Annotated in this window: 15 protein-coding genes; 4 read left to right on the forward strand and 11 right to left on the reverse strand. The window is 72.0% G+C overall.

The genetic code is table 11. The features are described 5' to 3' along the window. Together ABD296_RS18905 and ABD296_RS18910 are read left to right on the forward strand one after the other, a co-directional pair. The coding region (locus ABD296_RS18905) for a hypothetical protein (RefSeq protein ID WP_344268361.1) at positions 1-760 on the forward strand (760 nt) is incomplete at its 5' end. Between the two features lie 83 nt (positions 761-843). Further along, positions 844-1,572 carry a phosphotransferase gene (locus tag ABD296_RS18910; protein WP_344268364.1) on the forward strand — a complete coding sequence of 243 codons (729 nt, stop codon included), beginning with the start codon at positions 844-846 and terminating at the stop codon, positions 1,570-1,572. Positions 1,573-1,649: 77 nt separating this feature from the next. Here ABD296_RS18910 and ABD296_RS18915 read toward each other — a convergent pair whose 3' ends face one another. The 8 genes from ABD296_RS18915 to ABD296_RS18950 form a co-directional block, all read right to left on the reverse strand. Beyond that, positions 1,650-2,504, reverse strand: a complete 855-nt coding sequence (locus ABD296_RS18915; protein WP_344268367.1) for an ATP-binding cassette domain-containing protein — start codon at positions 2,502-2,504, stop codon at positions 1,650-1,652. After that, complete coding sequence (locus ABD296_RS18920; protein ID WP_344268370.1) at positions 2,501-3,553, reverse strand: ABC transporter permease; 1,053 nt, start codon at positions 3,551-3,553, stop codon at positions 2,501-2,503. Before ABD296_RS18920 ends, ABD296_RS18915 begins: the two co-directional genes overlap by 4 nt. After that, entirely contained in the window at positions 3,550-4,551 is a 1,002-nt protein-coding gene (locus tag ABD296_RS18925) for a sugar ABC transporter substrate-binding protein (RefSeq protein ID WP_344268373.1), read from the reverse strand. The genes ABD296_RS18920 and ABD296_RS18925 overlap by 4 nt, the downstream gene beginning before the upstream one ends. 62 nt (positions 4,552-4,613) lie before the next feature. Further along, positions 4,614-6,464, reverse strand: coding sequence for a 3D-(3,5/4)-trihydroxycyclohexane-1,2-dione acylhydrolase (decyclizing) (gene iolD / locus ABD296_RS18930; protein ID WP_344268376.1), 1,851 nt, complete (start codon positions 6,462-6,464; stop codon positions 4,614-4,616). Then, positions 6,461-7,318: a 5-deoxy-glucuronate isomerase gene (iolB, locus tag ABD296_RS18935; protein ID WP_344268380.1), complete on the reverse strand. Its 858-nt coding sequence runs from the start codon at positions 7,316-7,318 to the stop codon at positions 6,461-6,463. The genes iolD and iolB overlap by 4 nt, the downstream gene beginning before the upstream one ends. Next, on the reverse strand, positions 7,315-8,271 hold the full coding sequence (gene iolC / locus ABD296_RS18940; protein WP_344268383.1) for a 5-dehydro-2-deoxygluconokinase: 957 nt from the start codon (positions 8,269-8,271) through the stop codon (positions 7,315-7,317). The genes iolB and iolC overlap by 4 nt, the downstream gene beginning before the upstream one ends. Beyond that, entirely contained in the window at positions 8,268-9,119 is an 852-nt protein-coding gene (locus ABD296_RS18945) for a TIM barrel protein (protein WP_344268386.1), read from the reverse strand. The genes iolC and ABD296_RS18945 overlap by 4 nt, the downstream gene beginning before the upstream one ends. Then, complete coding sequence (locus ABD296_RS18950) at positions 9,116-10,114, reverse strand: Gfo/Idh/MocA family protein (RefSeq protein ID WP_344268389.1); 999 nt, start codon at positions 10,112-10,114, stop codon at positions 9,116-9,118. The genes ABD296_RS18945 and ABD296_RS18950 overlap by 4 nt, the downstream gene beginning before the upstream one ends. Before the next feature lie 180 nt (positions 10,115-10,294). Here ABD296_RS18950 and ABD296_RS18955 point away from each other — a divergent pair, with 180 nt between their 5' ends. After that, positions 10,295-11,842: a nitroreductase/quinone reductase family protein gene (locus ABD296_RS18955; protein WP_344268392.1), complete on the forward strand. Its 1,548-nt coding sequence runs from the start codon at positions 10,295-10,297 to the stop codon at positions 11,840-11,842. 67 nt (positions 11,843-11,909) lie between these two features. Here ABD296_RS18955 and ABD296_RS18960 read toward each other — a convergent pair whose 3' ends face one another. Continuing rightward, positions 11,910-12,449 carry a VanZ family protein gene (locus ABD296_RS18960; RefSeq protein ID WP_344268395.1) on the reverse strand — a complete coding sequence of 180 codons (540 nt, stop codon included), beginning with the start codon at positions 12,447-12,449 and terminating at the stop codon, positions 11,910-11,912. A gap of 170 nt (positions 12,450-12,619) precedes the next feature. On the opposite strand from ABD296_RS18960, the gene ABD296_RS18965 reads away from it, so the two are divergent. Beyond that, complete coding sequence (locus ABD296_RS18965; protein WP_344268398.1) at positions 12,620-14,263, forward strand: GMC oxidoreductase; 1,644 nt, start codon at positions 12,620-12,622, stop codon at positions 14,261-14,263. A 55-nt stretch (positions 14,264-14,318) separates the two neighbouring features. Here ABD296_RS18965 and lon read toward each other — a convergent pair whose 3' ends face one another. Both lon and ABD296_RS18975 read right to left on the reverse strand, forming a co-directional pair. Beyond that, complete coding sequence (gene lon, locus ABD296_RS18970; protein ID WP_344268401.1) at positions 14,319-16,715, reverse strand: endopeptidase La; 2,397 nt, start codon at positions 16,713-16,715, stop codon at positions 14,319-14,321. 139 nt (positions 16,716-16,854) lie between these two features. Continuing rightward, on the reverse strand, positions 16,855-17,091 hold the full coding sequence (locus ABD296_RS18975) for a winged helix-turn-helix transcriptional regulator (RefSeq protein ID WP_407061487.1): 237 nt from the start codon (positions 17,089-17,091) through the stop codon (positions 16,855-16,857). Positions 17,092-17,190: the final 99 nt, after the last annotated feature.

Here is a 17,190-nt window from a genome sequence, read left to right on the forward strand (position 1 = left end):
GGGGGCCACCGGGACGAGCGGCGCCGCGACGGGCTCGGGCGGGCTCCTGTCCGCGGTCGGCGGCAAGGCGGGCGTCGCGATCGCGGGCGCCGCGATCGCCCGCACCGCCGCCGCCGGCGTCGGCGTCTACGCCGTGACCCGCCCGGACCGCGACCACGTCGTCGCCGCCGCGGCCACGCCGACGCCCTCCGGGCAGCGGATGTCGTTCGGCACGCTCTCGATCACGGCCCCGGTGAGCTGGAAGCTCGCCTTGCTGACGAGACTGCCGGGCCGTCCGAAGGGCGACTACTGGGTGAACTCCCCCGGCGCGTGCTCCCCGTCGACGATCGCCGACTACCCGGGAGTGGACAAGAGCCAGAAGGCCTACGAGAACAACTGCCCGGGATTCGTGGTGATCGGCGAGCCGTGGCGCAACGACACGACCAACGGCTGGCGGGACTTCACCCTCACCAGGCCCTGGGGGCCGGAGACCGAGGCCTTCCGCACCTGCCCACACCGCGGCGACCTCAACGGCATCGGAACCGAGGCGGACCGGGCAAAGCCCGTCCGCACCGGCACCGCCCGGGTCGGGACGCGGACGGCCCAGTACCGCGAGTGGCGCATCCACTGCCTCGTCCTGCAGGGCGCCGATCAGTTCAAGCCCACCAGCGTCACCTACGTCCAGCGGTTCTGGTACCTGACAGGGCCCAAGCTCCTCATCCTGGACGAGTGGAACACCCCGAACCTCGACAAGATCCTCGCAAAGGCGACCTGGGCCTGACGCAAGAAAACCTGGTGCGCGTGACGGGGTCTGCGGGATAGAACGCCGGGGTGGAAGAGCAACGACTGCCCGGGGGCAGGCACGTGGGCGGTGTCCGTATCGGCGACACCGTCCACCGGCCGGCGAATCGGTGGACCGCCACCGTGCACGCGGTGCTGCGCCATCTGGAAGCGGCCGGATTCGAGGGTGCTCCCCGAGTGCTGGGCTTCGACGAGCGAGGTCGTGAGGTCCTGACCTTCCTGCACGGCGACACCATCGGCGAGCGTCACCCGTGGCCGGCGTGGCCGCATTCGGACCAGGCGCTGCGCCAGAGCGCCGCGTGGATGCGGAGGCTGCACGACGCCACGGCGACCTTCGTCCCGCGCGATGACGCGACCTGGTTCGCCGGGACCTGGCGGCCCGGCCTGGTCATCGGGCATCACGACGCCTCGCCCTACAACGCGGTGTGGAACGACGACGGTCTCGTCGGGTTCGTCGACTGGGACACCGCCGCGCCCTCGTCGCGGGAGTTCGACCTGGCTCATCTGATGCTGACCTGGGTGCCGTTGCAGGCCCGGCACGTCGCCGAGTTCCAGGGGTTCACGGCGTTCGACGACCGGTCGCGGCGCCTGCACCTCCTGCTGGACGCCTACGGTTACGACGGTGACCGCGGCGCTCTCGCAGAGGTCGTCATCGGGCGAGCCCTCCGCCAGGCGTCCATCATCCGCCGGCTGGTCGAAGGCGGCCAGACAGCGCTGCGGCCTTTCGCCGACGGGCTGGAACAGGCCGCCGCGGAAGTCCAGATGCTCCCGGCGTCGTTCTGGCGCGCTTGAGGCCGGACGCGCGGTGAAAGCCGCGGAATCGAAGGTGCGCGACGGGCCGCCTCCCAGTGGCCCGCCGCGCACCTCGGTCAGTCGGTGCCGGGGAGGTGCTCGGCCCCCTCGGCGAGCTGCCTCGCGGCGGCCTTGCCGGAGCCGGACCCGGCGGCGTCCAGCTCGTGGGCGAGTTCCTCCAGCTCGGCGCCGCCCGCCATGAGCGCGGTCAGCTCCTCGCGGGTGATCTCCGCCTTGGTGTGGTAGCCGATCGGGCGGCCCCGGTTGAGGATCAGGAAGCGGTCGCCGACCGGGTAGGCGTGGTGCGGGTTGTGGGTGATGAAGACGACCGCGAGGCCGCGCTCGCGCGCCTGCACGATGTAGCGCAGGACGGTCCCGGCCTGCTTGACGCCGAGCGCGGCCGTCGGCTCGTCCAGCACCAGGGCCTTCGCGCCGAAGTAGACGGCGCGGGCGATCGCCACGCACTGCCGCTCGCCGCCCGACAGGGTGCCGATCGGCTGGTCGACGTCGCGCAGGTCGATGCCCATCGCCGCCATCTCGACCTTGGTGGTGCGGCGCATGAACGCGATGTCCATGCGGCCGAACCCCTTGCGCCTCTCCGAGCCGAGGAAGAAGTTCCGCCAGACCGGCATCAGCGGGACGACGGCGAGGTCCTGGTAGACGGTCGCGATGCCGCGGTCGAGCGCCTCGCGCGGCGAGGAGAACGCCACCGGCTCGCCCTCCACCTCGTAGGTGCCGAGGTCGTGCCGGTGCAGCCCGGCGACGATCTTGATGAGGGTGGACTTGCCCGCGCCGTTGTCGCCGAGCACGCAGGTCACCTCGCCCGCGGACGCCTCCAGGCGCACGTCCCGCAGCGCGATGACGTTGCCGTAGTTCTTGCCGACGCCGTCCAGCCTGACCAGCGGCGGCGCCTCCTTCACCTCCGACGTCATGACGACCGCTCCACTCTGCGCCGCACGATCAGGTTGACGACCGTGGCGATGAGCAGCATCGCGCCGAGGAAGAACCGGAACCAGTCGGGGTTCCACTCGGCGTAGACGATGCCCTTGTTCACCATGCCGAAGATGAACGCGCCGATCGCCGCGCCGATCGCCGACCCGTAGCCGCCGGTCAGCAGGCAGCCGCCGATGACCGCGCAGATGATGTAGTTGAACTCGTTGCCGACGCCCTCGCCCGACTGGACGGTGGCGAACGCGAACACCAGGTGCATCCCGGAGAACCAGCCGCAGAACGCCACGCCCATGAACAGGCCGATCTTCGTGCGGGCGACGGGCACCCCGACCGCGCGGGCGCTGCCGGCCGACCCGCCCACCGCGAAGATCCAGTTGCCGACGCGGGTGCGCAGCAGGATCCAGGTGGCGACCGCGACGAACAGCAGCCACCAGAACACCGTGATCTTGACGTTGACGCCGCCGATGCCGACGTCGGACGCGAACACCTTCCGCGCGCTCTCGAAGCCGTCCATGTCCCGGACGGAGTCGGACGCGACGTTCCCGGTGACCGCCTTCGTCACGCCGAGGTTCGCCCCGGCGAGCATGAAGAACGTGGCGAGGGTGACGATGAAGCTCGGCAGGCCCGTCTTGATGTAGAGCAGGCCGTTCAGCGCGCCGATCGCCAGCGTCACGACGAGGGAGATGGCCACCCCGAGCCACAGGTTCAGCGTGAGCTGGTAGCTGACCAGCGCCGCGACGAGCGCGGCGGTCGTCACCATCACCCCGGCGGACAGGTCGAACTCGCCGCCGATCATCAGCAGCGACACCCCGACCGCCATGATCCCGAACGTGGAGCTGGCGTACAGCACCGTCGAGAACGAGTCGGTCTGCAGGAACGCGTCGGCGACCAGCGAGAAGAAAACGAACACCGCGACCGCGCCGAGCAGCGCGCCGAACTCCGGCCGGCCCAGCAGCCGCCGCAGCGGCGACTGCCGGGCCAGCCGTTCGTCCGGCACCGCCGCGGGCGGCCCGGCGACCGTCTGCGTCACCGGGTGCCCCGTTGGGCGAAGGCCTCCAGCGAGGCGGCGTTGTCCTTGGTGACGATCGCCGGGCCGGTCAGCACGGGCCGCCCGCCGCCGAGCACGTTGCCGTTGGTCCTGTAGAGCCACAGCTCGTCCACGGCCTCATAGCCCTGCAGGTAGGGCTGCTGGTCAACGGCGAACGCGATGTCACCGGACTTGATCGAGGCGATCAGGTCCTTGTTCATGTCGAACGTGGCGACCTTGGCCTTGCTGTTCGTCTCCTTCACCGAGTCGACGGCGGTCGCGGCGATCGGGGCGCCGAGCGTCAGGATCCCGTCGATGCCCTTGTCGGCCTGCAGCTTGGCGGTGATCGACGACTTGACCTGCGGCATGTCGGTGCCCTGCACGTACAGGTTCTGCAGGTCGCCGGAGAAGGTCTTCTTCGCGCCGGCGCAGCGGCTCTCCAGGCCGACGTTGCCCTGCTCGTGCACCACGCACAGCGCCTTCTTCACGCCGGTCTTCGCCAGCTGCTCGCCGGCCGCCTCGCCCGCGATCGACTCGTCCTGCCCGAAGTGCGCGATCGCGCCGAGCTTCGCCGAGTCCTCGGCGCCGGAGTTGATCGACACGACGGGGATCTTCGCGGCGGCGGCACGGGCCAGCACGTCCTTCATCGCGTCGGGCTTGGCGAGGGTGACGATGATGCCGTCGACCTTCTGGTCGATCGCGGTCTGGACGAGCTGGGCCTGCTTGCCGCCGTCGGGATCGGCCGAGTACAGGAACTGGACGTTGTCCTTGGCGGCGGCGGCCTTCGCCCCCTTCTGGACGATGTCCCAGAAGGTGTCGCCGGCGCCCGAGTGGGTGACCATGGCGATCTTCAGCCGGGGCCCGCCCCCGCCGGTCGCCTTGTCCTCGGCCTTCTTGCCGCCGGAACTGCTGCACGCGCCGAGCATCAGCATCCCCGCGACGGCCAGCACCGCCAGGCCTCTGACGGGTGCACGGCCCTTGGACCACGTTCGCGCGAACACGCCTGTCATACGGACGCTCTCCATTTCTTCCCCGAGAAAGTGAGCCGGGACCAGAGAGTCGATCACAGATGGCGGCGGCGCGACCAGACCTCCTTCTCATATCGGCCGCGCGCCTCGCGGGTGGAGTCCAGCTCCGACACCTCGGCGACCGGGACGTCCCACCACGCCTCGCTGCCGGGGGCGCCGAGCAGCGGGTCGGTCTCGATGTGCACGACGGTCGTCCGGGCGCTCTCGCGGGCCCGGCGCAGCGCCTCGCGCAGCTCTGCGACGCCGGACGCGCGGAGCACGTCGGCGCCGAGGCTGGCGGCGTTGGCGGCCAGGTCGACCGGGAGCGGGTCGCCGTCCAGGCCGGTGCCGGTCCGGGCGCGGTAGCGAGTGCCGAACCGCTGCGCGCCGACCGACTCCGACAGGTTCCCGATCGAGGCGAACCCGTGGTTCTGCACGAGGACGACGACCAGCTTGACGCCCTCGGCGACGGCCGTGGCGAGCTCCTGCGCCATCATCAGGTACGAGCCGTCGCCGACCATGACGAACACCTCGCGGGACGGGTCGGCCATCTTCACGCCGAGCCCGCCGGCGATCTCGTAGCCCATGCACGAGTAGCCGTACTCGACGTGGTAGCCCTTGGGGTCGCTCGCCCGCCACAGCTTGTGCAGGTCGCCCGGCATCGACCCGGCCGCGCAGACCACCACGTCGCGCGGACCGCTCGCCTCGTTGACGGCGCCGATGACCTCCGACTGTGCGGGGCGGGGACGGTCCTGCGGGGTGTACGCCTCGTCCACCGTGGCGTTCCAGCGGGCCATCAGGGTGGCGGCCTCGTGCCTGTAGGCGTCCGGTACGGAATAGCCGTCGAGCGCGGCGTTCAGGCCCCGGATGCCTTCGCGGGCGTCCGCCACGACCATCGTGGCCGCGAGCTTGGCGGCGTCGAACCGCGCCACGTTCACGTTGACGAACCGCACGCGCGGGTTGGCGAACAGGCTGTGGGACGCGGTCGTGAAGTCGCTGTAGCGGGTTCCTATGCCGAGGACGACGTCGGCTTCGCGCGCCAACGCGTTCGCGGCGGTCGTGCCGGTCGCGCCTATGGCGCCGACCGAATGTTCGTGGTCCCAGGGAAGAGCGCCCTTGCCCGCCTGTGTCTCCGCTACGGGGATGCCGGTTCGTTCGGCGAAGGCGCGCAGGTCGTCGGTCGCGCCCGAGTAGATGACGCCGCCGCCCGCCACGATGAGCGGACGTTCGGCCGCTTGGAGGATCGCGGACGCCTCGTCCAGCGAGGCCGTCTCCGGGAGCGTGCGCGGTATGCGCCAGACGCGGCGCTTGAACAGCTCGTTCGGCCAGTCGTACGCCTCCGCCTGGACGTCCTGGGGCAGCGCCAAGGTGACGGCACCGGTTTCCGCAGGATCGGTCAGGACGCGCATCGCCGCCATAAGCGCGCTGGGCAGCTGCTCGGGACGGTTGATGCGGTCCCAGTACTTCGACACCGGCTTGAAGCAGTCGTTGACGGACGCGTCGTAGGAGCGGGCGTCCTCAAGCTCCTGCAAGACCGGATTAGCCGGGCGAGTGGCGAAGATGTCGCCGGGCAGCAGCAGAACAGGCAGCCGGTTGATGGTGGCCAGTGCCGCACCCGTGACCATGTTCGTCGCGCCCGGCCCAATCGACGTCGTGCACGCGAATGTCGACAACCGGTCGTTCATCCGCGCAAAGCCCGACGCGGTGTGCACCATCGCCTGCTCGTTACGGGCCATGTAGTACGGCATCTCCTCGCCGTACTCCAGCAGCGCCTGCCCGATCCCCGCGACGTTCCCGTGCCCGAAGATGCCGAAGCATCCGGCGAAGAAGCGCCGCTCCTCGCCGTCCCGCTCCGACCACTGCGCCGCGAGGAAACGGACGACGGCCTGCCCGACCGTGAGCCTCATGAGCGTCCCTTCGCCGAGGTGAGCGGCAGCCGCGGATCGACCGGCCGCCCCGGCCAGGTGTCGCGGACCCACGCGTGCGCGGGATCGTCGCAGATCCGCCACGCGCGCTCCGGCGACGGCCCGGCCATCACGTTCAGGTAGTACAGGTCGTGGCCCGGCATGGCCATCGACGGGCCGTGCCAGCCGTGCGGGATCAGCACGACATCGCCGCCGCGCACCTCCGCCAGCACGTCGATCGGCCGCTCCGGCGTGCCGTAGACGCGCTGGTAGGCCATGCCGCCGCCGGCGACCTCGAAGTAGTAGATCTCTTCGAGGACCGCCTCGTCCGGCCCCTCCTCGTCGTGCTTGTGCGGCGGGAACGACGACCAGCAGCCGCCCGGGGTGAGCACCTCGCAGGCGATCAGCTTCTCGGCGAACGGGAACCCCTCGGGCGTGCCGAAGTTGTTGACCTGCCGGCTCGCCGGGCCCGCGCCGCGCAGCTCGACGGGGACGTCCTCGGCCGGCCCGTAGCGGGGTTCGAGGCGCGCCTGGCAGCGGGCCGCGGCCAGCGCGAACCGGCCCTGCCCCCGCACGGTCACCCGCGCGTCGCGCGGCACGTAGGCGAAGTCGCCGACCCGGCTGAAGACGTCGGCGCGGCCCTCCAGCTCGAACCGCTCGCCCTCGCACTCCACCGCGCACGACCCGGCCAGCGGCAGGACGATCATTTCGAAGTCGCCGGTCCCGAAGGTGTGGCCGCCCGGATCGGGCAGGTCCAGCACGCGCAGCGCCGTGTGCGCCCAGCCCGCCGACTCCGGCGTCACCACCGCCTCGTAGGGCCCCTCCACGGCGGTGCCCGCCGGCAGGTGATGCTTCATCCGACCGCCCCTTCCGCCAGCAGCGCGTCGACCTCGTCCTCGGTGGGCATCGCGGCCGAGCACGCGATGCGGGAGGCGACGATCGCCCCGGCCGCGCCCGCGAACGCGATGACCCGTTCCAGGTCCCAGCCGGCGAGCAGGCCGTGGCAGACGGCGCCGCCGAACGCGTCGCCCGCCCCGAGCCCGTTCGCCACGTCCACCTTGACCGGCGGCACCCGCACCGTCCGCTCGCGGGTCGCGGCGAGCACGCCGTCCGGCCCCATCTTCACGATGGCGAGGGACGGGCCGCGGTCCAGGATCGCGCGGGCCGCCGCCTCCGGCTCCCGCTCCCCCACCGCGACCTCGCACTCCTCCAGGTTGCCGACCGCCACCGTCGCCCGGTCCAGGGCCTCGCCCGCCCAGCGCGGCGCCTCCGCCGGATCGGCCCACAGCATCGGCCGGTAGTCGAGGTCGATGACGGTGTGCCCCGTCCTGGCGGACACGGTGTGCGCGCCGAGTGCGAGCAGCGTGGCCTCGCGGCTCGGCTCCTGCGACAGCCCGGTCACCGTCGCCCACACGACGCGGGCCCGCCCGATCGCGTCCAGGTCCAGCTCGTGCGGATGGATCTCCAGGTCGGGGGCCTTCGGGTAGCGGTAGAAGTAGAGCGGGAAGTCGTCCGGCGGGAAGATCTCGCAGAACGCCAGCGGCGTCGGCAGGCCCGGGACGGACGCGACGAACCGGTCGTCCACCCCGTACTCCCTCAGCGCCTTGCGGACGAACCGGCCGAACGGGTCCGCGCCGGTGCGGGTGATGACGGCGGTGCGGCGGCCGTACCTGGCCGCCGCCACCGCGACGTTCGTCGGGCTGCCGCCGAGGTACTTCCCGAACGACTCCACGTCCTCCAGCGGCCTGCCCACCTGGTCCGGGTAGATGTCCACGCTCACCCGGCCCATCGTGATCAGGTCGTACGTCATCGGGCGACTCCGGCGAGGTACTCCAGGCCGGCGCGGACGTCGCCGTAGGGCCCGGCGCCCACCGGCGGCTCCGCGGTCAGCACGGCGTCCTGCTCCATGACGTACCAGCCTCCGTATCCGGCGCCCTCCAGGGTCGCGATGATGCCGGGGATGTCAACGTCCCCTTCGCCGAGCGGCCGGTAGAGGCCGCCGCGCACCGCGTCGGTGTAGGCCGTCTCGCCGTTGAGCACGCGGGCGGCGAGCGCGGCGTCGACGTCCTTGAGGTGAACGTGCGCGATCCGCGCCGCGGCGAACCGGGTCAGCCATGCCGGGTCGGTGCCGCCGACCAGCAGATGCCCGGTGTCCAGGCACAGCGGCACGGCGCTGCCCCCCAGGACCCGCTCCACCTCGGCCCGGGTCTCCACGACCGTCCCCACGTGCGGGTGCAGCGCGACGAGCCGGCCGCGCCGCGCCGCCCGCGCGGTGATCGCGTCGAGGTTGGACAGCAGCGTCGACCAGGCCCGGGTGTCGAGGGCGGGCCGCCCGTCGTAGCCGTCCATCCCGGTCGCGGCGGCCAGCACGAGCACGCCGCCCATGCCGTCGAGCGCCCTCTCGATCTCCGGCATCGGGTCGCGGTCCGGGTCGTGCAGGACGACCGGGACGAACGCCCCCACGAGCCCCAGCCCGTAGGACGACAGCAGCGCCTCCCGCTCGTCCCGCGCCGCCGGCAGGAACCCCTCCGGGCCGAGCTCGGTCGCCGCGAGCCCGAGGTCGCGCATCTCCGCCAGCACCCGCGCGGGCGCCATCTGGTGGCCCCAGCCGGGGACCTCGCACACGCCCCACGAGATCGGCGCGCCCGCGATCCTCATCGCCGCACCTCCTCGGCCCCGACGATGCGGCCCTCCCGCATGGACAGCTCGCAGGCCTCGGCGAGGTAGAACGCCTCCAGGGCCTCCTCGGGCGGGCACGGGTTGGCGCGCCGCCCGGCGACCACGTCCACGAAGGCGCGGAGCTCGGCGTCGTAGGCGTCGGAGAACCGCTCCAGGAACCCGGCGTAGGGGTCCTTGGGCTCCTCGCCGTGCTCGGGCATCGACGTGACGGGCGTCCGATCGTCCAGGCCCGCGACGATGCTGTCCTTGGAGCCGAACAGCTCGAGCCGCGCGTCGTATCCGGCGGCGTTGTACCGGGTGGCCGACACCTGCGCGAGCGTCCCGTCGTCCAGGACGAGCAGCGCCGACCCGGTGTCGACGTCGCCGTTGTCGCGGAAGAAGTCCTCGCCGCGGTTGGCGCCGGACGCCATCACCCGCACGACGTCCCGGCCGGTCACGAACCGGATCAGGTCGAGATCGTGGATGACGCAGTCGCGGAACAGCCCGCCGGAGGTCGGGACGTACTCGGCGGGCGGCGGCGCCGGGTCGAAGCTGCACGACCGGACGGTGTGCAGCCAGCCGAGCCGCCCGGACGCGAGCGCCTCGCGGGCGGCGGCGTTCCCGGCGTCGAACCGGCGCTGGAACCCGACCTGCACCGGGACTCCGGCCTTCTTCGCGGACGTCACAATTTGGAACGTTCCATCGATATCGGACGCGAGCGGCTTCTCGCAGAAGACGGGCATTCCCGCCGCAAGCGCCCGCTCCACCAGATCGGCGTGCGCGTCCGTCGCGGCGGCCACGACGAGCCCGTCCAGCCCCGCGCCGAACAACTCCGCAACGTCGTCCACGGCCCGGACGGGCGGCCTGGCCGCCAGGGCGCGGGCGCGGGTCGCGTCCGCGTCGGCGACGACCAGCTCCTCCACCTCGGGCAGTTCGCACAGGGCCGCGGCGTGGCGCGCACCGATGCGCCCCGCGCCGGCCAGTCCGATCCTCATGGAGCCCTCCCCGGTCGGCGGTCAGGTGAGTCCCGAGTGTGCTGGAGCGTTCCAGAGGCCGTCAACGGCCGGGCATGCGCGCCGCCGGTAAATGAAGTGTCCGAAACCCGGCCGACTACCCTGGAAGCACGCCCCCCCCGGGCTGTCGCACCGGAAACACCAAGCGCTAGTTTGTCGTCCATGCGGGTCCTCGTCACCGGCGCCTCCGGGTTCGTCGGCTCCTACACCGTCCGCGCCCTGCTGGCCGCCGGGCACCGTCCGCGCGCGCTCGTCCGCGACCCCGGCAAGGCGGCCAAGGCCCTGGAGGCGATCGGCGTCCGGGCCGAGAAGGTGGAGCTGGTTCCGGGCGACATGCTCGACGCCGACGCCGTCGCCGACGCGCTGGACGGCTGCGACGCCGCGATCCACGCCGCCGCCGCGATCGGCGTGACCGGCGGCCACGGCGACCTGGTCGAGGTCAACGTCACCGGCACCCGCAACGTCATCGGCGGGGCCGTCGCCCGCGGCCTCGACCCCGTCGTGCACGTGTCGACGATCGGGATCTTCGTCCCGCCGGCCGGGCCCGTCATCACCGCGGACTCGCCGCTCGCGAGCCCCCGCACGGACTACGGCCGGTCCAAGCTGGCCGCCGAGACCTACGTCCGCGGCCTGCAGGACGACGGCGCGCCGGTGACGATCGTGTATCCCGGCGGCGTCTGCGGCCCCGACCAGCCCCACCTCGACGCGCTGAACGAGGGGCTCGCCGGCGCGCTCGGCAAGCTGTGGCCGCTGCCCGGCGGCGGCGTGTCGGTCATCGACGTCCGCGACCTCGGCACCGCCCTCGCCCGGACCGTCGAGTCCCGGCAGGGCCCGAGCCGCTGGGTGCTCGGCGGCCACTACCTCACCTGGCCGCAGCTGGCCGACCTCTGCGACTCGCTGACCGGCGTGAAGTGCCGCCGGATCCGCGTGCCGAGCCGGACGATGCTCGCGCTCGGCTCCGCCCTCGACGCCGCCAAGCGCGTCCGCCCGTTCGACTACCCGCTCACCCGCGACGCCGCCGAGTTCATGGTCACGCTCGTCCCCACCGACGACCGCCCGATCCTGGACGCCCTCGGCCTCACGCTGCGCCCCGTCGAGGAGAGCATCGGCGACAGCCTGCGCTGGCTGGCCGGGAGCGGCCATCTCGCCCCGCGCCGGGCCGGCCGGCTCGCCCCCCGGGAGCACGCGATGCCCTCGATGCCCTCCCCCACCTTCCTCCAGCGCACCGTGGGACCGCTGATCCAGCGGACGCTGGGCCCGGTCTTCCAGCGGATCTCCGGCGCCGGCTGGTTCGCCAAGGTCGGCCCGAAGATCGTCCCGCGGATCGACCGGGCCCTGCACCGGCTGACCGGCGGGCGGGTGCTGCTCGGCCAGCTCCTCGTCCCGAGCCTCGTCCTCACCACCACCGGCGCCGTCAGCGGCCTGCGCCGGCAGACGCCGCTCGCCTGCCTGCCGGACGGCGACGGCTGGCTCGTGGTCGGGTCCAACTTCGGCCGCGAGAAGCACCCCGCCTGGACCGGCAACCTCATCAAGAACCCCGGCGCCGAGGTCAGCTTCCGCGGACGCGGCACCCCCGTGACGGCGCACCTCCTCGACGACGCCGAGCGCGCCGAGGCCTGGCCCCGCCTCACCGCGGTCTGGCCCGTCTACGACCGCTACGTCGAACGCGCCGACCGCCAGCTCAGGGTCTTCCGCCTCACCCCCCGCTGAACGCGCCGAAATGGCCGGGGTGGTTCGTGGCCGACCGGGCGGCGAAAGCAGAAGGTGAATTCAGGGATCAGGAGCCGCGGACCTTTTTCGAGAGACTGCGGCCGATGAGGAAGTAGGCGATCAGCACTCCAGCGACATTGAGGATGACGTCGTCGACGTCGAAGGCGCGGCCGATGACGACGGCCCCCTGGACGGTCTCGATCGCCAGCGAGAACGCGCCGGTCAGCAGGGCGAGGCGGATGGGGCCGCGCAGGGATTTCCAGACGATCGGCAAAAGGACGCCGAGCGGCGCGAGAAGCGCGATGTTCCCGCCGATCTGGAGGAACGCCTCCTTTGTCGGACGGTCGAGATAGAAGCGGAGCGAGCGCCCGGGGTGGAGATTGCCGCCGGCCTGGCCGCGGTCGTGGACCGGCGTCAGCGTGAGCCGGAACGCGAAATAGAAGAAGACGCCGAGAATGGCGAGCGCGATCATCACGACGACCGCGCGCAGTGCGACGACGTACCAGGGGACCCGTCCGCCGCGTTCCGCCGGCTGCCACATTTCCACCAACATCTGGCGCTGGTCCCCGCTCCGCCGCCCGCTATGCGCGCCGCGGATTACGGACACCGTTCCGAGGACCCGGTAACCGGTTAGGGCATGTCCGAATCGCGCGGAAATCGAGCGTTGACAGGGAGGACCGAGCACGCGCATCATTCGGCGTGATCGGTGTCACACCGGTCGCGGGTGCCCGGCGCGAGGCTCCCTCACGGAACGTCCTCAGTGAGAGAGGTTGCGCTATGGCCGGTCATGGGCGGCAGCATGCCGTCGATTCGGAAATCACCCGCCGCCGGTTCCTCGCCGGCACCGGGATCGCGGCGGGGGCACTGCTCCTGCCGTCGTGGCGGACGGCCGCCGCAGCCGCGCCGGGCAAGGCGATCGCGGACGGCGACCGGGTGCCGGCGCTGGTCATCGGCAGCGGGTACGGCGGCGCGGTCGCGGCGCTGAGGCTGACCCAGGCGGGCGTCCCCACGCACATCGTCGAGATGGGGCAGAGCTGGACGTCGCCCGGGTCGGACGGGAAGGTCTTCAGCTCGCTGCTCAAGCCGGACGGGCGTTCGTACTGGTTACGCACCCGGACCGACCAGCCCGTCGGGTACTTCCTCGGCGTCGACGCCAACAAGGACATCGACCGGTACGCGGGCGTCCTCGACTCGGAGGCGTTCGCCCACACGCGCGTCTACCAGGGACGCGGCGTCGGCGGCGGTTCGCTCGTGAACGGCGGCATGGCCGTCACGCCCAAGCGCGCGTACTTCCAGGAGATCCTGCCGTCGGTCAACGCGGACGAGATGTACGGCACGTACTTCCCGCGCGCGAACGCCGCGCTCGGCGTCACCACCATCGACCAGTCCTGGTTCGAGTCCACGAAGTGGTACAAGTTCGCACGCGTCGGGCGGGACAGCGCCAAAGCGGCCGGTTTCGGGACCACGTTCGTCCCCAACGTCTACGACTTCGCCTACATGAAGCAGGAGGACGCCGGCACCAAGCCCAAGTCGGCGCTCGCGCAAGAGGTCATCTACGGCAACAACTACGGCAAGCGTTCGCTGGACAAGACGTACCTGGCCGCGGCCGCCGCGACCGGGCGGCTGACCATCAGCCCCCTGCACACCGTCACGGGCGTCGCGCCGGCCTCGGGCGGCGGATACACGGTCGAGATGACGCAGATCGACACGGCCGGCAACACCGTCGCGCGCAAGACGGTCACGGCGGACCGGGTGTTCTTCGCCGCGGGCAGCGTCGGCACGCCCAAGCTGCTGGTGGCGATGAAGGCGCAGGGACGGCTGCCGAACCTGCCGGACGCCGTGGGCGCCGGATGGGGCAACAACGGCAACGTGATGGTCGCCCGCGCCAACCACATCTGGGACACCACCGGCGCCGACCAGTCCACCATTCCGGCGATGGGCATCGACAACTGGGGCGACCCGAACGGCCCGGTGTTCGCCGAGATCGCCCCGTTCCCGGCCGGGACGGAGCTGTGGGTCAGCCTGTACCTGGCGATCACCAAGAACCCGAACCGGGCGAGGTTCACGTTCAACTCCGGCACCGGCAAGGTCGACCTGTCGTGGCAGTCGTCCTGGACGCAGCCGTCGATCGACGCGGCCAAGCGCGTCTTCGACAAGATCAACAGCAAGGCGGTCACGGTCTACCGGTCGGACATGTTCGGGCCGAGCAAGGTCTGGGGCGACGACTTCGTCTACCACCCGCTCGGCGGCTGCGTCCTCGGCCAGGCCACCGACGGCTACGGGCGGCTGCCCGGCCACCCCGGCCTCTACGTGGTCGACGGGTCGCTCGTCCCCGGCAGCACCGGCGTCAACCCGTTCGTCACGATCACCGCGCTCGCCGAACGGAACATCGAGAAGATCATCAAGACCGACCTGGCCTGAACGGCGCGGAACGCCCGCACCGGAGAGTTCCGGTGCGGGCGTTCCTGTTCCCCGATCAGACGGTCACGGGCGTGGTGGCCGGCTCGAGAGCCAGGTCCAGCACCTCCCGGACGTCGCTGACGGCGTGGACCGTCATGTTGTCCAGCACCTCGGCCGGGACGTCCTCGAGGTCCGGCTCGTTGCGCTTCGGCACGATCGCGGTCGTGATGCCGAGCCGGGACGCGGCCAGCAGCTTCTGCTTCAGCCCCCCGATCGGCAGCACCCGCCCGGTCAGCGACACCTCACCGGTCATCGCCACGTCCGACCGGACCGGCCGCCCCGACAGCAGCGACGCCAGCGCGGCCGTCATGGTGATGCCCGCGCTCGGGCCGTCCTTCGGGATCGCGCCGGCGGGCACGTGGACGTGCACGCCGCGGTCCTTCAGGTCGCCGACCGGCAGCTCCAGCTCCGCGCCGCGCGAGCGCAGGTAGCTGAGCGCGATCCGCGCCGACTCCTTCATGACGTCGCCGAGCTGCCCGGTCAGCGTCACTCCGGTGTCGCCGGTCTCCTTGTCGGCCAGCGACGCCTCGATGTAGAGGACATCGCCGCCCGCGCCGGTGACCGCCAGGCCCGTCGCGACGCCCGGCACGCCCGTCCGCCGCTCCGACCTGCTGAGCTCGACCTCCGGGGTGAACCGGGGCCGTCCCAGGTAGTCCTTCAGGTCGTCCGCGCCGATCGAGACCGGCAGCGTCGCCTTCTCCAGCGCCACGTTCGCGGCGACCTTCCGCAGCACCCGCGCGATCGACCGGTCCAGCGACCGGACGCCCGCCTCGCGGGTGTACTCCGCCGCCAGCATCCGCAGCGCGTCGTCGCCGAACGTCACCTCCGACGCCTCCAGCCCGGCCTTGTCGAGCTGGCGCGGCAGCAGGTGGTCGCGGGCGATGGTGACCTTCTCGTGCTCGGTGTAGCCGTCCAGCTGGACGAGCTCCATCCGGTCGAGCAGCGGCCCGGGGATCGCCTCCACCACGTTCGCGGTCGCGAGGAACAGCACGTCGCTCAGGTCGAGCTCGACCTCCAGGTAGTGGTCGCGGAACGTGTGGTTCTGCTCGGGGTCCAGGACCTCCAGCAGCGCCGCGGTCGGGTCGCCCCGGTAGTCCGCGCCGACCTTGTCGACCTCGTCCAGCAGCACGACGGGGTTCATCGAGCCCGCCTCGCGGATCGCCCGGACGATCCGTCCCGGCAGCGCGCCCACGTACGTGCGCCGGTGACCGCGGATCTCCGCCTCGTCCCGGACGCCGCCGAGCGCGACGCGCACGAACTGGCGGCCCATCGCCCGCGCGACCGACTCGCCCAGCGAGGTCTTGCCGACCCCGGGAGGCCCGGTCAGCGCCAGCACTGCGCCGCTCCGCCGTCCGCCCACGACGCCGAGGCCGCGGTCCTCTCGGCGCTTGCGCACCGCCAGGTACTCGATGATGCGCTCCTTGACGTCATCGAGCCCGGCGTGGTCGGCGTCCAGGATCTCCCGCGCGCCCGCGATGTCGTAGGCGTCCTCGGTCCGCTCGTTCCACGGGATGTCGAGGACGGTGTCCAGCCACGTGCGGATCCAGCCGCCCTCCGGCGAGGCGTCGGACGACCGCTCCAGCTTGTCGACCTCCTTCAACGCCGCCTCGCGGACCTTCTCCGGCAGGTTCGCGGCCTCGATCCGGGCCCGGTAGTCGTCCTCCTCGTCCGCCGGGTCGCCGTTCAGCTCGGCCAGCTCCTTGCGGATGGCCTCCTGCTGCTGCCGCAGCAGGAACTCCCGCTGCGTCTTCTCCATGCCCTCCTGGACGTCCTTGCGGATGGTCTCCGCCACGTCCAGCTCGGCGAGGTGGTCGCGCGTCCAGCCGATGACCAGCTCGAGCCGCTCGACGACGTCGATCGTCTCCAGCACCTCGACCTTCTGCTCGGTGGTCAGGTACGGCGCGTACCCGGCGTTGTCGGCCAGCGTCGAGGGGTCGTCGATCTGCTGCACCACGTCCACGACCTGCCACGCGCCGCGCTTCTGCAGGATCGCGCTGACCAGGCCCTTGTACTCCTTGGCCAGCTCCTGCGCGCGCCCGCTCGCCGGCGGCGTCTCGATCGCGGCGCCCTCGACCCACAGCGCCGCGCCCGGCCCGGTCGTCCCGGTCCCGATCCGCACCCGCTGCACACCGCGGACGACCACGCCGGGCTCCCCGCCCGGCAGCCGCCCCTCCTGCTCGATGACGCCGAGCGTGCCCACGCCGGCGTACTGCCCGTTCACCCGCGGCACCAGCAGCACCCGCGGCTTGCCCGCCGACCGGATGCCCGGTCCCTTGGGCTGCGCCACCGCCTTCGCGGCCTCGACGGCCGCCCGGACCTCCCCGCTCTCGGACAGGTCGAGGGGCACCACCATGCCCGGCAGAACGGCCCCGTCGTCCAGGGGCAGCACCGGCAGCGTCAGGGTCTCGCTCATGCTCACTCCAAGTCCGTCGTCGCGGCCCCCTCGGGAGGGGCCGTCCCGGTCTCCCGGGAACCCAACATCAAGTTGAGTCATACACACTCAAGAAAACGGAGCAGCTATTAATTTCCTCAACAACGTTCGCTCTCAGCGATCACCCCGCCGTCCCGCCGAGGTCGGCGGCGTCGGGATGGTCGGCGTCCCAGTGGGCGCGGGCGTCGCCGAGGGCGTCCCTGTGGTCGCGTGACCAGTCCGCGAGGGCTCGGACAGCGTCGGAGAAGCCGCGTCCCATCGCTGTGAGGCGGTAGTCGGTCCGCGGCGGGATGGTCGGGTAGACGGTCCGCTCGACCAGGCCGTCCCGGCAGAGCCGCTTGGTGGTCAGCGTCAGCATGCGCTGCGAGATCCCCGGGATCGCCCGCTGCAGCCCGCCGAACCGCCGCCACCCTTCGACAGTCCTTACGGCTCCGCCGATTTGCGCGGATGCTCGGAA

The sequence above is a fragment of the Actinomadura napierensis genome (assembly GCF_039529375.1).
Taxonomy (GTDB): Bacteria; Actinomycetota; Actinomycetes; order Streptosporangiales; family Streptosporangiaceae; genus Spirillospora; species Spirillospora napierensis.